Origin of the sequence: Sphingobium sp. AntQ-1, from assembly GCF_028538045.1 — a bacterium.
Classification (GTDB): Bacteria; Pseudomonadota; Alphaproteobacteria; order Sphingomonadales; family Sphingomonadaceae; genus Sphingobium; species Sphingobium cupriresistens.
Genome location: NZ_CP117158.1, coordinates 2,701,127 through 2,717,749, shown reverse-complemented (window position 1 = coordinate 2,717,749; position 16,623 = coordinate 2,701,127). Strand labels below are relative to the sequence as shown.

The 16,623-nt window shown below is 61.7% G+C and carries 12 protein-coding genes; 9 read left to right on the top strand and 3 right to left on the bottom strand.

Going from position 1 to position 16,623, the window contains the following annotated elements; genetic code table 11:
• Positions 1-43: 43 nt before the first annotated feature.
• The gene (locus sphantq_RS13555) at positions 44-1,216 is read left to right on the top strand and encodes a glycosyltransferase (RefSeq protein WP_066600451.1); all 1,173 of its coding nucleotides are present in this window, start codon (positions 44-46) and stop codon (positions 1,214-1,216) included.
• On the opposite strand, the gene sphantq_RS13550 is transcribed toward sphantq_RS13555, so the two are convergent.
• Positions 1,192-2,853: a molybdopterin oxidoreductase family protein gene (locus sphantq_RS13550; RefSeq protein WP_272798738.1), complete on the bottom strand. Its 1,662-nt coding sequence runs from the start codon at positions 2,851-2,853 to the stop codon at positions 1,192-1,194. The two genes, sphantq_RS13555 and sphantq_RS13550, sit on opposite strands and share 25 nt — an antisense overlap.
• A 179-nt stretch (positions 2,854-3,032) precedes the next feature.
• On the opposite strand from sphantq_RS13550, the gene modA reads away from it, so the two are divergent.
• The gene (modA, locus tag sphantq_RS13545) at positions 3,033-3,764 is read left to right on the top strand and encodes a molybdate ABC transporter substrate-binding protein (RefSeq protein WP_408021500.1); all 732 of its coding nucleotides are present in this window, start codon (positions 3,033-3,035) and stop codon (positions 3,762-3,764) included.
• Here modA and sphantq_RS13540 read toward each other — a convergent pair.
• The gene (locus tag sphantq_RS13540) at positions 3,751-4,515 is read right to left on the bottom strand and encodes an HAD-IIB family hydrolase (RefSeq protein ID WP_272798737.1); all 765 of its coding nucleotides are present in this window, start codon (positions 4,513-4,515) and stop codon (positions 3,751-3,753) included. The genes modA and sphantq_RS13540 overlap by 14 nt on opposite strands.
• A gap of 244 nt (positions 4,516-4,759) precedes the next feature.
• Here sphantq_RS13540 and modB point away from each other — a divergent pair, with 244 nt between their 5' ends.
• The 7 genes from modB to sphantq_RS13505 all read left to right on the top strand — a co-directional run bounded on the left by modB (position 4,760) and on the right by sphantq_RS13505 (position 12,124).
• Positions 4,760-5,467, top strand: a complete 708-nt coding sequence (gene modB / locus sphantq_RS13535) for a molybdate ABC transporter permease subunit (protein ID WP_066600436.1) — start codon at positions 4,760-4,762, stop codon at positions 5,465-5,467.
• The gene (locus sphantq_RS13530) at positions 5,451-6,071 is read left to right on the top strand and encodes an ATP-binding cassette domain-containing protein (protein ID WP_272798736.1); all 621 of its coding nucleotides are present in this window, start codon (positions 5,451-5,453) and stop codon (positions 6,069-6,071) included. The genes modB and sphantq_RS13530 overlap by 17 nt, the downstream gene beginning before the upstream one ends.
• Positions 6,072-6,124: 53 nt before the next feature.
• Positions 6,125-6,496 carry a hypothetical protein gene (locus sphantq_RS13525; protein ID WP_272798735.1) on the top strand — a complete coding sequence of 124 codons (372 nt, stop codon included), beginning with the start codon at positions 6,125-6,127 and terminating at the stop codon, positions 6,494-6,496.
• 100 nt (positions 6,497-6,596) lie between these two features.
• Positions 6,597-7,139, top strand: coding sequence for a hypothetical protein (locus tag sphantq_RS13520; protein ID WP_272798734.1), 543 nt, complete (start codon positions 6,597-6,599; stop codon positions 7,137-7,139).
• A gap of 416 nt (positions 7,140-7,555) precedes the next feature.
• Complete coding sequence (gene rfbB, locus sphantq_RS13515) at positions 7,556-8,626, top strand: dTDP-glucose 4,6-dehydratase (protein ID WP_272798733.1); 1,071 nt, start codon at positions 7,556-7,558, stop codon at positions 8,624-8,626.
• Positions 8,627-8,683: 57 nt separating this feature from the next.
• A complete protein-coding gene (locus sphantq_RS13510) occupies positions 8,684-11,695 on the top strand; it encodes a DUF4214 domain-containing protein (protein ID WP_272798732.1) in 3,012 nt (1,003 codons plus the stop codon).
• 117 nt (positions 11,696-11,812) lie between these two features.
• Positions 11,813-12,124, top strand: coding sequence for a hypothetical protein (locus tag sphantq_RS13505; protein WP_272798731.1), 312 nt, complete (start codon positions 11,813-11,815; stop codon positions 12,122-12,124).
• A 147-nt stretch (positions 12,125-12,271) separates the two neighbouring features.
• Here the strand turns inward: sphantq_RS13505 and sphantq_RS13500 are convergent, their stop codons facing one another.
• The gene (locus sphantq_RS13500) at positions 12,272-16,555 is read right to left on the bottom strand and encodes a glycoside hydrolase family 99-like domain-containing protein (RefSeq protein ID WP_272798730.1); all 4,284 of its coding nucleotides are present in this window, start codon (positions 16,553-16,555) and stop codon (positions 12,272-12,274) included.
• Between the last annotated feature and the right edge of the window lie 68 nt (positions 16,556-16,623).

The window sequence follows — 16,623 nt, the reverse complement described above, 5'->3', positions numbered from 1 at the left end:
CTGCTTAACCGTGCGCTAAACATTATTCTGCGAAAGAGAGGCCATGGCGCTCAACGTCCTCATGCTATCGACCCTCTTTCCCGACATCAGCCGGCCTAATTTTGGCGTGTTCGTGGAACGGCAGGCGCGCGAACTCGCCAGCCGCCCCGAAGCCGACGTCACCGTGATCGCGCCAGTCGGCCTGCCGCCCTGGCCGCTGTCGCTCGCGGCCCGCTATGCCCCCCTGCGCGCGCTACCGCGCAAGGAACGCTGGCGTGAACTCACGGTCTATCGGCCGACCTTCTCCATCATTCCCAAATTCGGCGGTCGCACCAATGTCGGCGCCATGACCCGCGCCATCCTGCCGCTGGTCAGGCGACTGCACGCGGAAAAGCCGTTCGATGTGATAGACGCCAGTTTCTTCTTCCCTGACGGTCCGGTGGCGCAGCGCCTGTCGAAAGCGCTCGGCATCCCCTATTCGGTCAAGGCCCGCGGTGCCGACATCCATTATTGGGGCACGCAAAGCGGCACCCGCAAGATGGTTCTGCAAGCGGCTGAAGGCGCGGCGGGCCTGCTCGCCGTGTCTGACGCGATGCGCCGGTCGATGGCCCGGATGGGGATCGATGCCGAAAAGATTCGCGTCCATTATACCGGCGTAGATCTCGATACGTTCGAAATGGGTGATCGGGATGCCGCCAAGGCTGCGCTGGATTTCAGCGGCCCGGTCCTGCTGTGCGTCGGTGCGCTGATCCCGCGCAAGGGGCAGGATTTGCTGGTGCGGGCGTTGCCCATGCTACCGGACGTGACCCTGTTGCTCGCTGGACAGGGCGCGTTCCGCCGCACGCTCGAAAACCTCGCGCAGGAATTGGGAGTCGAACGGCGCATCGGCTTCCTGGGATCGGTGCCGCATCACAAATTGCCCCGCATCTACACCGCCGCCGATGTGATGGTGCTGCCGTCCGAATCGGAGGGGCTGGCCAACGCCTGGGTTGAATCCCTCGCTTGCGGCACGCCGATCGTCATCACCGACGTCGGCGGCGCGCGCGAATTGCTGGACCGGGCCGAAGCGGGCCGGATCGTCGCGCGCGAACCCGAAGCGATCGCCGAAGCGGTTCGTGCGATACTGGACGCCCCGCCCGCCGCAAAAAATGTGCGCGAAGCGGCGCTGCGCTTCACCTGGACGGCCAATGGCGACACCTTGCTGGCCCATCTTCAGGCGATCGCCGCCCAGTTCTGATCCAACGGCCAGAGCAGGCGGGCGCGTCCGTCCGGGGTCGGGAAATGGCCACCGTCGAAGGGAACATCGCCCCAACGCCATGGCGTCAGTTCGTCATAGGCAGGATTGGAAATGGCTGCGTGGCGCTTGAGGTTGAGCAGCCACTGACCGTCATTGCGATAGGCGGTCAGCCGCCCATGTTCGCGATAAATGTCGGCAGGACGCTCATAATGAAAGGCGTCGCGCCAACCCATCGCTTGCGCGACCTTCGTCACTATCCACCAGTCCGGCCGCACATCGCCCGGTAGCGGGAGCAGGCATCGCTGGCGACTGATCAGCCGGTCGCTCCCGGTCGATGTGCCGTCCTTTTCGATCCAGGTCGGGGCCGGCAACAGGATGTCGAAATCCTCCACGCCGTCCGTCCGATCGACGCTGCATATCGCAAGGGGAACGGCGGCTCGCGCCTCACGCAGCCACGACGACGCCTGCGCATCCGGGCCAATGCTCCACAATGCCTTTATTCGTCCGTCGTGCATGGCGTCGATCAACGCCGCACCGTCCAACCCTGGACCCTCGGCAAGATGGCGCGCGCTCCAAAAGCGCCCAACATCGGCACAGGCATCGGGCGTAAAAGCACGATGCCCAGCCAGGCTCTGCCCGAAGCATCCAACCTCCCGCGCGCCCATGCCATTGGCGCCGTCGGCAAGCGGGAACGGCGTAGCGCCCGGCCGAGCGATACGCCCCGTCGCCAGATGGAGATTGAGAACGGCAGCGGCTGCCCGGACACCACAGCGATCGCCAAATAGCGTCACCAGCCGACCCGTCGACGCCATCTGCTCATAGAAGGCACGGATCGTCGCGGGCGGCAAACCGCAGGCGCGCGCAATCGACCAGATGTCGTGCCCTTGCGCCATATCGCGCCAAAGGTTGAGCGGCAAACTGACGTGCCGATCGATAAACGCTTGGTCGATCGCGCCAACGGCGCGGCAATGAAGCAGCGCGCCCGTGAGCAGCCGATCGAGACTTCCGGGATTGACGCGCAGGCGCAGATCGGCATCCACCGAGGCGCTTGCATCATCATCGGTTAGCAGAGTCATATGCATACCATGCGCCTGCCGTGCCGCCATCGCCCGATCCAGCAGCACGGGATAGTCCCGCCCCGTCCGCCCGCCCAACAGCAACAGCGTGTCGGTACGCTCGATATCCTCGACGGCGGCGGGCATGACATCCTCGCCGAAAGCGGCGCGCTGCAACGCGCCCAAGCCGCCCTCTCCGGTCCAGAACGTGTGAATATGGGCGCCCCCCAGAAAGCCCTTCATCATCTTGTTGACGACATAATAATCTTCGGTCAGCAGCCCGCCCGACACATGAAATGCGATGCTGCCCGGCCCGTAGCGCGTCATGATGTCGGTCAGGCGTCGCGCAACATGCGCGATAGCTCGGTCCCAACCCACCGATCGCCCGTTTACCGACGGATGAAGCAAGCGACCATCAAGCGTCGCGGACTGATCCAGCGCCCGTCCATGGGCGCATAGCAGCCCGCCATTGGCGGGATGCATCCGATCCCCTTCGATCCGTACATCCCGATTGTCGCGCACCATCGCACGAATGCCGCAACCCACGCCGCATTGGCCGCATTGGCTTCGAATGACCGCCATCTTCAGGAGCGTTCCGCAGGCAAACGGCGGGAAAAGGCGAAACGCGCCATCATGCGTCGGTGCCTAGCCGATCGCTGCGCGGAACAAAAGCATCTCGTCGGTTGGTTGCATCGTCCGTCGCCAGGAGGCAGACAGGACGAATGACACGCCTGTTCTTTCGCTTGACCGCCATCCTGACCATGATCATCGCGCCGCTGGCCCATGCGGCGCCCGGCGAACGCGGACCACTGGTGCTGGCTGCAGCCAGCCTTCAAGAAGCGATGACGGCAGCGGCAGGCGCATGGGCGGCGCAGGGTCACGCCCGCCCTGTCCTGTCCTTCGCCGGCTCGTCCGCGCTTGCCCGACAGATCAAGGCGGGCGCGCCGGCGGACCTGTTCCTGTCCGCCGACGAAGACTGGATGACCGATGTGGAGCGCGCCGGCTTCGTCGTGCGGAGCACGCGCGCCAATATCGCGGGCAATCGGCTGGTGCTCATCGCTCCGGCCAATCGGCCAGTGCGGCTGCGCATCGGCAAGAATATGCCGATCGCCCGCGTGCTGGGCGATTCGCGCCTTGCCATGGCCGATCCCGACAGTGTTCCGGCGGGTAAATATGGCAAGGCGGCTCTGACCACATTGGGCGTCTGGCGGTCGGTAGCCAACAAGATCGCGCGAGGAGAAAATGTCCGTGCAGCACTGGCGCTTGTCGAACGTGGAGAAGCGCCGCTGGGTATCGTCTACGCCACCGATGCCCGCGCATCGCGCGCAATCCGTGTCGTCGGCGCCTTTCCCATCGGTAGCCATGCCCAGATCCGCTATCCGCTGGCCCGCCTGACGGGTAGTCGCCATCGTGACGCCGAAGCCTTCCGCCGCTTCCTGCTGTCAAGAACAGGCAAGGCAGTACTCGCCCGCTACGGCTTCACCGCGCCCTGACGCCCTGTTTCTGACAGGCGACGATCGCCGCGATCACCGCCAGCGTTTCCTGCGGATCGCGCACTCGCACCGTGTCCAGACCCAATTGCTGGGCCGGATAATCATTGCCGCCGGGAAAAATGGCGTCGCCGATGAACATCATCGCGTCGAGCGCAATGCTGCTGGCATCCCGCAATTTCTTCAGGCCATAGGCCTTGTCCACCCCCTCGCGCGTGATGTCGATCGACGTGGCGCCACCCATATTGATGGACAGGCCGGGCAGGCGCTGCTGCAAGTCCGCCTGAATGATCCTGCGCTTGGCGAAATCGGGATCCCAACCTTCCTTGGCGTGGATCGGCGCTTGCTGGCCCAGCGCGGAAAAAGTGATTTGGCTCCCTCGGTCCTCGATCCGTTCGCCCCAGGTCTGTTCGGGAACAAAGCCAGTAGCCTCCAACGCCGCGTCAAAGGCTTTCAATATCGCCGCCTTCTGCGCCGCATCGAACAGTTCGGCATAGACGGGCGACCAATCGCCGTCCGCATAGACGTACAGCTTCGTACCAGTTGTTGGCATCAGCCATAGGCGCGATCGGTCTGCATGCGCCGGCAGGCGGCTTGCCACCTGCTTTTCGAACTGTGGCCAGTCGCCGCCGGAGATCACCGCCACATGCGCTACGCCGAGCAGGTCCGCCAGCGCTTCGCCCATGGCCTCGCCCAACGGCTGCTTGCTCTCGGCCAGCGTGCCGTCCAGGTCGAATGCGATCAGTTGCTTCATTCCAGTCCCGTTTCCCGTCATGCCGATGGTAGGATAGTGCGCTAGCGACTGCCACGCCGCCGGGCAATGCTGGCCAATGATAATTCTGGCGATATCACTTGATCCCATCCTGAGCATGGCATCGAAAATCGACTTGCCGCCACGCTGATCGGTCCTAAGACGGAGCCGACATGGCCCGCGCGATAATCACTTTCCGGCTTCGATGGTCCATGATTGCGACCTCACCTGAGATCGGCCGGTCCTGATGTCCACTTTCACCCCGGAAGAATGGACCATCATCGGCCTTTCGCTGCGGATCAGCCTGGTCGCTACGACCGCGATGTTGCCGTTCGCCTTCACCTTGGCCTGGATATTGGCGCGATGGCGCTTTCCAGGCAAATTGCTGCTCGACGCGCTGGTGCACCTTCCGCTGGTTGTGCCGCCGGTCGTGACAGGATGGCTGCTGCTGCTGCTGTTCGGCGCTCAGGGACCGATCGGCCAGTGGCTCCACACATGGTTCGGTGTCACCATCCTGTTCCGATGGACCGGCGCGGCGCTGGCGGCCGCCATCATGGCCATGCCGCTGATGGTGCGCGCGATCCGCCTCTCTATCGAGGCGATCGACAGGCGGTTGGAGCAAGCCGCCCACACATTGGGTGCCGGGCGCATACGCACCTTCTGGACGATTTCTCTGCCGCTCGCCATGCCCGGCCTGCTGGCGGGCGCCATTCTTGGATTTGCGCGTTGCATGGGAGAATTCGGCGCGACCATCACCTTTGTTTCCAACATTCCGGGCGAAACGCAGACCTTGCCCATCGCCATCCACGCCGCCATGCAAACACCCGGCGGCGAAGGACTGGTCACGCGACTGGCCCTGATATCATTGGCGCTTTCGCTATCCGCCCTGGTAGCTGCGGAACTGCTGGCGCGCCGCATGACGAGGGGAAAGCGGAGCCATGTTGATCGATATTGACGTGCGACGCCGGGTAGGAGGGCGGATCATTGGCGTCACGATGCGGACCGATACAGGCATCAGCGCCCTGTTCGGTCCGTCGGGAATCGGCAAGACGACGATATTGCATATGGTCGCGGGACTGATACGCCCCGACGAAGGACATATCCGCATCGACGGGACATTATTGTTTGATCATCGGCAGGCCATCGACATACCATCCAAATTGCGCGGATGCGGCTATGTATTTCAGGATACTCGGCTGTTCCCCCATCTGCGCGTCCGCGCCAATCTGCTCTACGGCCGCAGGGGTGAGGGACCGGCCTCCCTTTCGACGGTGATCGATCTGCTGGGCCTGGATGGCCTTCTCGACCGCTGGCCCATCACTTTGTCAGGCGGCGAAGCGCAGCGCGTTGCGATCGGCCGCGCCCTGCTGTCCGGTCCGCAGATCCTGCTGATGGATGAACCTTTGTCGTCGCTGGACGACAGGCGCAAGGCCGGTCTGCTGGGACTGATACGGGACATACCGGGGCGAACCGGCATACCCATTCTCTACGTGACCCACGATGCTGCAGAAATCGACGCGCTTGACGCCACCCGGATTGATGTCCTCAATCCCGCTTGACACCTTAGGTTGTACAGGGTCGTGACTTGTTGTAGCCCGCCGCCCCATGATAGATGGGAACGGCGGGTGATCGGGCCATTGCAAAAGCGCAGTCGGATCATGATCTTATAACGAAAAGCCGGGACCTTCGGCCATATCAGACGACCAGCCAATGTCCAGAAAGCCACAGACAGACTGATGACGACAATCACGATCTTCGCCATCATGAAGAATGGAGCGTCATATCCATTACGTATTTCTTGATCATGGCCGCTATGGCGACGAGGGTCGATCATCCCGAAAAATTCAAGCGCTTCGACCATGAATATTTTCGACAGGCCGATCGAAATGATGTTCATGACGATGCGGCGCTTCGTTTTCTCGACGCGACCAAGGATCGCATCGAGGATCTGAAGGACTATATCGAAAGTGTGGCGCGCGGTTGATAACGTGTCTTGCGACGCGCGTTCCCCGCGACAACAATGAGGCCGGATCGGATTGGACGACATCATAGCTCATGAGGAATCCCGTGGCAGCGAAGATCGCTTGGCGGCGATGGAGGCACGGATCGCGCGGCTCGAAACCGAAATAGCGCTGCTCATCGGCTTCAAACGGGATGCCGTGCCAACGGATGCCGCTCTGTGGTCGGCCAGCGGTTTCCCCGTTTTGACCAAGGGTATCGTCGTCACGACCGAAACGGCCGAGGCCTTCGGTCGCTTTTTGGCGTCCGGTTGGTGGAATATGGAAGGGTGGGGCGTCTGGGGTCGCGATCAGCAGCATGCGATCCGCTTCCATATTCAGGACTACCGGGGGGGATATGTCGATATGTTCCTCAACCTCCAGGCGTTCCTGCCATCAGACAGCGATCCATTGGAGGTGCATATCACAGCGAACGGTGTGTTTCTCGGCCGCTACGATGTGCGCGCGGTTCCACAGACGATCCGCCTGCGCCTGCCGTCTGTCGCGATCGGCCACGGCGACGTCATCCTCTACCTGCAATGCAACGAACCGAAATCGCCCGCAACCTTCGGCGAGAGCAAGGACAGGCGTATGCTGGGCGCAGGCCTTATCGCTTTGGGGCTGTATTGAAGCATCGGCTGAGGCGCCTATGCGGCAATGACGAACGGATGACGGCCAATGCTGAGAGCAATCGCGCTGCCCGCGCTATGGATTATCCGATCTGCAGCGCTATTCCGGCGCATGGCGGCGACGATCACCGATCCCGGCTTGACGCGATAGACGCTGATCGGCCATTTTCCGTCTGCGGTCCAAGCAGCCTAATTTCTTCTCGACCCAACACCGTCTTTCCGCCATCCGCGATCATGATGGCGCTGGCCATCGCAGCGAGCATCGTGAATGCCTGGACGACGGTGTAACGGTGGCGGCAAAGCGGACTTGGAGAGCGGAAGCTAAACCCTCGACCGAGGCGGGAAAAGAAGAGTAATCGACTGAAGCCGGCCCGAACGATTCGGCAAAGATTTTGTGCAGGGAGCATGAATAGTACGATGGCAAATCTGATTGTAACGGGCGGCGCAGGTTTTATCGGCGCGAATTTCGTGCATCATTGGCGCAAGGTTGCGCCGCAGGACAATATCATCGTTCTGGATGTCCTGACCTATGCGGGCAACCCTGCCAATATCGCGGGGCTGGACGGGGTAGAACTGGTCGAGGGCGACATTTGCGACACCGCGCTCGTGTCGCGCCTGATGGATGACCATGCCATTGACACTGTGGTCCATTTTGCCGCGGAGAGCCATGTCGATCGGTCGATCACAGGTCCGGATGCATTCGTCACCACCAACGTCGTGGGCACACACAGCCTGCTGAAGGCCGCCAAGATCGCCTGGTTGGACAAGGGCAGCGGCCGCCCTCACCGCTTCCACCATGTTTCGACCGACGAAGTCTATGGGTCGCTGGAAATGGACGATCCCGCGTTCAGCGAAACCACGCCCTATTCGCCCAACTCGCCCTATTCCGCATCCAAAGCCGGATCGGATCATCTCGTTCGCGCCTATCACCACACTTATGGGCTGGAAACGACGACCAGCAATTGCTCGAATAATTACGGCCCCTATCAGTTTCCCGAAAAGCTGATTCCCCTGTTCACGCTCAACGCGCTGTCGGGCCGGAATCTGCCCATCTATGGCGACGGCCTCAATGTCCGCGACTGGCTGCATGTCGAGGATCATTGCGTCGGTATCGAACTGATCCTGCGCAAGGGCCGGATTGGCGAAACCTACAATGTCGGTGGTGGCCAGGAATTGCCCAATATCGAAGTCGTGCGTGAAATCTGTCGTGGGGTTGACGCAGCCTTCGCCGAAAATCCCGCATTGGCGGCCACCTTCCCCGACGCTCCCGCCGCACGCGGCGGATCGTCGGTCGATCTCATGACCTATGTGGAGGATCGCAAAGGACATGATCGGCGGTACGCGATCGATGAAAGCAAGATTCGCGGCGAACTCGGCTATGAACCCGCCCGCGATTTCCCGCAGGGCTTTGCGGAAACGCTGCGCTGGTATCTGAGTAACGAGCATTGGTGGCGGCCATTGGTGGAACGCGCCAAGATCGCCCGCTGAAAGGCGGCAACACGAAATGCCTGATTCGCCTACCCAGATGCCTGCCAAGGATCGTTCATGAATCTCGACATCATCATCCCGGTCTATCGCAACGCCGATCTTGTTGAAGCATGTCTGGATTCATTGAATGCCCATGTCGCTGAAGTGGCGGACCATGCGCCTCGCGTCATCGTCATCAACGACTCTCCCGATGATCAGGTCGTCGCCGCGCTGCTGGCAAAATATGCAAAACGCGGCCTGATCCACGAACTCGTGACGAACCAGGAAAATGTCGGCTTCGTCAAGAGCGTCAACAAGGGCCTCGCCCTGGCCCAGGATCGGGGCGCGGCCGCCTTGCTGGTCAACAGCGACACGCTGACCTACAAGAACACGCTGGCGGAAATGCTGGCGGTGCTGCAGGCGGACCCGCAGATCGGCTTCGTCTGCCCTCGCTCCAACAACGCCTCCATTTCCACCTTCCCCCAGTCGCCGCACGCCATGTCCGGCGTCTTCGTCATGCCAGACGCTTGCTATGCCGCCTGGCGGTCGGTCCAATCCTTCCTGCCGCGTTACAGTTGGGCGCCGACGGCGGTCGGTTTCTACATGCTTATCGCGCCATCCGTGGTCGCCAATTTCGCGCCCCTCGATGAAGCATTCGGTGTCGGCTATGAGGAAGAAAACGACCTGGTGATGCGCGCCGGCAAGGTCGGCTTTCGCGCAGTCATGGCCAATCACGCCTATGCCTATCATGCCGGCTCCGCATCCTTCCTGCTGCGCGATATCGATCTGAAAGGGCAGCGCGAAGGCAATTTGCAGAAAATCGCCGCCCGGCATCCTGAATTCCTGCCGCTGGTCCGATCCTATGAAGCGTCGGCCGGCTATCGAGCCGAATTAAAGCTCCGGCAGCTGGTACCCAATGTCGACGGCAAGCTGAAGATCGCCATCAACCTGCTCACCTTCGGCCGCCACCATAATGGCACCACCGACCATATGATGAACTTCATCCGCTGGTGCGAGCGCGCGGCGCCGAATGACGTGGAAATTCACGCCATTTGCGAACCATCGATCGCGCGCTTCCACGGCATCGACAAGATGCAGCGGATCAAACAGCGCCGCGAATGCGATCCCATCTACGCCGTCGCGATCATGCCCGGCCAGCCTTTCGATCTGCAAACCGTGCGCACGATGGAGCATCTGGCGCCGGTTACGCTATACGGTATGCTCGACGTCATCGCGCTGGATTGCAGCCACATGCGCGCCGAAAACGGCCTTGACGCGCTGTGGGCCTATGTCGCTCGCCACGCCAACGGCCTGTTCTTCAATAGCCGCTTTTCCGAGACGACCTTCCGCAATCGGTTCCCCCGTCAATTCACCGTGCCTGCCTACACCCGGTTGCTGCCGACCAAGCTCGCAGCCTATGCCGGACGCTATCAAAAGGTCGATCGGGCGCGAGACCATGTGCTGGTGATGGGCAATCATTTCCCGCACAAGGCATCGCAAGAGATAGGCGCGCTCATCGCCCAGGCGCATCCCAATCTCGCCATCACCATATTGGGCGGTGACAGCAGGGTCGATGGGAATGCGCGGACGGTGCAGGCCGGCACCCTGCCTGACGAACAGATGAACGACCTGTTCGCCCGCAGCAGCGCGGTCGTCCTGCCCTCCTATTATGAAGGTTTTGGCCTGTCGATCATGAACGCCCTGGCCCTCGGCAAGCCCGTGATCGCGCGCGACATCGCACCGACGCGGGAAATTCTGGCGACATTTGGCGCGACCAGCGGCATATTCCTCTTCACCGACAACCGGGACGTGCCCGCCCTCATCGGCAAGGCGATCAGCGCCGAACAGTCGAAGGTTGAGGAAAAAAGCGGCGGCAACTGGGATCAGTGGTCGAAGGGTCTGTTCGATTTCGCGATGGAACTGGCCAGGAGTCCGGACCTCCACGACCGGCTCGTCGGCCGCATCGAAGCCGCCGACGCGCTGCACGGCGCTACAAGCGCTTTCACCAGCACATCTTCGGAATATGCAGCGGACAGCGCGCTTGGCCTGCGCAGCGACGGGGCCGTCGTGCGGATCGCCGACCTATTGCAGTTGGATAGCGATGCGTTTGTCCAAGCCGCCTACCGGCAATTGCTGGGTCGTCCGGTGGATCCGTCGGGCCTCGAACATCATATCGCCTTGCTGAACAGCGGCACCACCAAGGCTCAGATCATCGAAGCCTTTCTGGAAACCGAAGAGTTTCGCGAGCGCCGCACCCCTGTGAGCGTTGTCGGGCGGGAACTGCTCCGCAAATCGCGCTGGCCAAAGGGTTTGCGTTTCCCTCAGATCAAAAACGAAGCCGCCGCGAAAAATGAACCGGGCGCGGTTATCGACGCCGCTCCGCCGCCTTCTGTCCAGCCGCAATGGCCAGTAATCGCCCCCCCGCCGGCTCCGTCGCAACAGGTGTCCGCCGCATCGCATAAAGCGGTGGTGCGTATCGCCGATCTGCTGGCGCTTGATGCAGCCGACTTTGTCGACGCCTTTTATCGCCGACTGCTGGGTCGCGAGGCGGATGCGGCAGGGTTCGATCATCATATCGCATTACTCGGCAGCGGCACGTCCAAGGCCGATATTTTGCGCTCCATCCTCAAATCGGGCGAGTTTGAGCGTAACAGCGATGCCGTATCGGTAGAGGGCATGGAATTACTCGCCCCGGAAAACAACTCGCGACGGCGCAGGAAAACCGCGCCGTCGCGTTCTCCAACGCCTTCCGTCGCGGAAAAAGCCCCTGCTGTTCCGGCGCCTCTGGCTCCTGTGCATCCCGGAAAACCTGTTATCCAGATCGGTGATATGCTGGCCTTGGACAATGATACATTTGTCCGCACCTTCTATGATCAGCTATTGGGACGCGCTGCCGACCCCGCCGGCCTCAGCCACCATCTGGCCTTGTTGGAGCGGGGAGAGACGAAGGCTGGAATATTACGGTCTATCCTGCAATCGGGCGAATATCAGGAGCGCGCCAGTAGCGTCATCGTTGCCGGGCGCGAACATCTGGAACCACAGCGCAAGGGCGGCTGGCCGGCAAAACTCCATAAGATCGTGAAGCCCTGAACTGTCGACTACGTCAGCTTATGTCATATTCGACGCATCGACCGGTCGTTGGCGACGCCTGACGCCGACCCCGGTGCTGGATGGACGAGGGAAGCGCAATACCTATCCGACGGCCCCATGCTGGGTCCTGATGGCTGGTTTCACATGGGAAGAAAATGGATGGCATATTGCGCGAGCCAGCCGCTGGAGAGGCTGTCGCTGGGACTTAAGGGAGGAGGAACCCTATTGGGTGAAGTGCATCTGGCCCCACCCGATCAACGCGCCGATGTCTTCATTTTGCCTGTTGCTCGTCAGGGCAAGACTATGCAGTTGCGACTGAACGCAGACACGCTCGTTCCCGCCAATGCTCCGCATCCAGCGGCACCAAGGCTCTGGGTGAAGTCTGGTTGCTACGCCACCGGGAATGAAACTCAATATCCTGCCTGCTGAAGTCACTGGTAAGCGCTTTCGCCTCACCTGGCCCACGCTGCCGAACAATCGCGATCAACCCCGCGCCAAAACGCCCGCAGCCACCGAACTCGCCTTTTCGAACGCTCACACTGGCAGATCGCATGAGGGCTGTCGCCTGATGCTCCCTCATGTCGCCGTCAGATCGCTCACCACGCGCGCCGTGGCCTCCCGCAACGCTATCATATCGGGCGCGGAGAAGGCCGCCTTTACCATTGGCGCATAGTCTGGATAGCGTTTCGTCACGACATCGACACCCGCCTTGATCAGTTTGTCCTTCTCACCCTTGAAGCTGGCGGTGCGAACATGGAAGACGAAGGCCCAGGGGGAAATCAGATTGACCCAGCCCGCCTTCATGCCGCGCAGGCAGAAATCATTCTCCTCCCCGTAACCGCGCGGAAATCCTTCCTCGTCAAATGCGCCGCACTGATCGATCATCGCGCGCCGGATGAACAGGCAAAAGCCCGATCCGGTCGGCACTTCCGGCGGCCTGCTGGCGAACGCGCCCTGCACTATGGCCAGCGCATATTCCTCATGGCCCAGATGCGCGGGCTTGTCGCATTTCTGGTTGAAGATCGGGAAGGAGAAGGCGCCGGCATTGTCGCCCATTGCCGTAACCGTGCCAACCTGCGGCCTGCTATAGGCCGTGGCGCGCAGCCCTTCCAACCATTTAGGCGTGACGAGCGTGTCGCTGTTGAGCAGCACGACATCACGCCCCTCAGCCTGTGCGATGCCCATGTTGATCGTGCGGGTATAGCCCAGATTTTGCGGCGAGCGCTGGATCGTCAGCCCCGGTGTGCCGACAAAAGCGTCTAGCAGCGGACCAATCGCGGGATCGGGGCTGCCGTCATCGATCACCAATATCTGGGTTTGCCGCAGGTCGGTATGTTTGAGCACCGATGTGATGCAGGCGCGCACTTCTTCCGGCGCGTTATAGACTGGGATAATGACCGTCGTGGGCAAGGCCGCGCCCGTCGTCTGCGCTGCGATCGGCAAAGGCTGGTCGGCCGAAACCGACGAATCGGCACCCATCGGCCGGCCGCAGATACGCTCATAGGCCAACGTCACATGCTCGCTCAAACGCTCCTGGGAGAATTGGCTGGTGATAAAAGCATGGCCCTTCTCGCCCATGGCCACGATCTTGTCGTCATGCTCGCACAGATCCACCACCGCATCGACCACGCCGACGATGTCGCGGAACGGCACCATATAACCGGTCTCACCATGCTGAACCAGTTCGGGCAGCGCGCCCCAGCGATAGGCGATCACCGGCCGCTTCGCCGCCATCGCTTCCGCCACGGTTCGACCAAAGGATTCGGCGAAGGTGGACAGGTTCAGCAGCACGTTCAGTTCAAGCATCGCCGCGCGCGCACTATCCTTATAGCCGGCGAATTCCAGGTTGTTGGGCCGTTCACCCCGCGCGACCTCCTCCATCCAGCTATCAATCTGCGGCGTGCGCGGTCCAATGATCACGAACTTCGCACGGTTAGTGCGACCAGCCGCCAGCCGTGCCACTTCCACGAAATCGGCAATCCCCTTTTTGGGTATGTTGGAACTGACGATGCCAAACTTGATGCCGTTGCCGAAGACGTTGCGCATCTCGAAATCGTCGGCGGTGATGGCGTTGGGCACATAGAGAGTCCGGTCGCCGCGCGCGAACAGGTCGCAAGTGGCCCGGCTGTTGCCGATCAGCCAGTCGGTATTGCCGAACAACGCGCTGACGATCTCGCCTGTGGTCTGCTTCATCCGCTCCTGCAACCCTTCGTCGAGGGAAATCAGTTCGCGAACATGGGTGAGGGCGACCCGCCCCATGCGACGCGCAGCGACGATCGGTTCCAACAGGACGATGGTGTTGGCATGCACGATATCCACCGCATGACGCGCGATGATGTCGGCAAAATCCAGGGCAAGCCAGGCGTAGACGGCGCGTTTGTCCATCCATTGCGGATAGTGGAAGGCGTAAGCGCCCGCGCAGAGCTTCTGGATACGCTTGATATAATCGCGATTATTATCGCTCGGCAGGGTCATGACGACGTTCACCGGCATTTTGGCCAAGGCTTCCAGCACATCGAGCAGGCTGCGTTCGCCACCAAAGAGCTGGTGTCCCGAAATATGTGCGCACAGCAGGATGGTCGGCTTGGTCGGATCGGCCTCCTTGAAGCCGCGATACCAGACTGGCCCACGCGGCATGTCCGCCTGACCGCGCAGCGGGCTGCCAAGGTGGGCGAGCCGGTTTTCCGACTTGGGCTGGGCCGCCACCCCCTGCGGCAGGGTTACGGGGCGCAGGCCCGGCACGGCCTGCGCCGCGGACGCGAAGGCGGCCAGGTTGGTCAGCCCCCAACGCTCGTCCGGCTCCAGATAGGTGCCCTCCGCCCACTCGTTCCAGGCATTGATGAACATCATCGTTTCGGGCGCGGGATTGTGGCGGTTATCCTGCTCCAATATGCCGTGCATCCAGCGCCGAAACCCATAGGGCGTCGCGCCGCGGAAGATGCGCGAATCGGTCAAGCGGCGGGCGGTATTGTCCCAACCCAGCATAGCCCCGCGATGGACCGGCCATTCATAACCCGCGGCATATTTTTCGACGTCGCCATCGGCCACGGCGTTGTAATCGAAGATTTCGCCACCGAAATTCCTGTGCAAGTCATCCACCTGATCACGCAGATCGACACGCACGCCTTCGTGCGGCGGGAACAGCACATAACTGTCCAGACCATGATCCTGGGGCTGACCGCCCAATGTCTCCAGGCCGAAGCGGACCGCGCAGAGATGAATTTCACCCAACCCCGCCTTGCGGCATTCCTCGCGCCATATCCGCGCGGTTTCCAGCCAGTTGGGAATGATCGAGATGCGATAGACGAGCAGCACCGGCTTGCCGCAATAGCGGATCCAGCGCGGATCCTTCATCATCGGGATCATTTCGTGGATGAAGGCGATATTGCTTTCCAGCGAATATTGCTGCTCCATCAAGACGTGGCGATTCTGCCCGTCCCAGTTGCGCGACCAGTTCTCATTGGCCCAACAGACGCAGAAGCCGGTATCGATCCGGGACGAACGCGCCAGTTGCTCGATCGGGTGGTTCAGCAGCTTCTTGCCGTTGAACCAGTAATAATAGAAACAGAAGCCGTGGACGCCGAACTGCCGGGCCAGGTCGGCTTGCGCGACCTGCGTGTCTTCCAGCCGCAGGTCATAATAGCCCAGGTCCGCCGGTACGCGGGGCTGATAATGATGGCGGAACAGCGGGCGGCCGCGTACCACGTTCGACCATTCGGTAAAGCCCTTGCCCCACCATGTGTTGTTTTCGGGGATCGGATGGAATTGCGGCAGATAGAAAGCCACTGCCTTGACCATGCGGTCCGCCGGTGCGGCGGGCAGGCTGCGCGCAGCCGGGCGTACGTTCAGCGCGGCTTCCCGCGCGCCAGCGGCGAGCATGGCGAGCACTGTCGCGCGGCCGGGAAACTTGCCGGCCGCGCCATCGGCCGTCATTTCGAACGGACGCACCGTCCCGCCCAATATGCGCGACAGAAATGGCTTGAACCACAGCCCCCATCCCGCCGGGACGGTCAACGGCGCCTGGCCGAGCGACAGGCCCAGCCGCGGCAAGGCGGTATTGAGCGCCGTCACCAAGGATTTCTGCGCTGGATCGTTGCTGTTCAGGGAAATGAAGCGGTCGCTGGCGACGCCCCATTGAGCGTCGCTGCTGAAGGCGCCATGAAGAGCGATCAGCTGCTCGATATCCTCATCAGAGAGCGGATCTGCTGCATCCTGCGGCGATAGCCAGAGAGCGTCGGCATAGCCATCCAGCGCGCCCGATCCAGCCAGTCGCGCGAAGCCCCGCGCATTGCCGGTCTCATCAGCGTCCCCCAGCAGGGTCAACGAACGGACCGACGGCGGCAGCGCGCCCACATCCAGACGATTCGTGCCCCCCAACAGGAAGAGATCGAAGTCCGACGACATGCGCCCGATAATGCGATCGATCGCCGCCCCGTCCTGCGCGGTGACGATGTTGGCGATGACAGCCATCGGGGCGCCGGGTTCCAATCCCCGCAAACCGAAGGCGTCGGTCGCGTGCCGCAAAACCCAGCCGGCACCGTCAGGCGCCGTTTCCGTCGGCGCGCCGGAGGGCGGCTGGGCCATGGGCGGCAACGGCTGACGCCCCTCCCCCTTTCCAAAACGGATATAATGGACCAGCGCGTGCATACCGGCCGCGGTCACGTCCGGGTAGGTGTCCATATAATGATGCGTGTCGAACCCCGGCCCAGGATCGCGCTTCAGCAGCAAGCCAAAACGTACGAAATGCTCCAGCGGCCCGATGTCCAGCAAGCTGGCATCAGGGAAGCTCCGCACATACCAGTCTTGATCGAACAGGCCCGACTGATCGATTTCTTTGGCCAGTTCTTCAAAATTCAACATCGTCAGCCTTTGTTACGATCAGGCGCCAACGCGCCCCTCTCCATCGTCGAGGTCGGTAGGTTTAATAT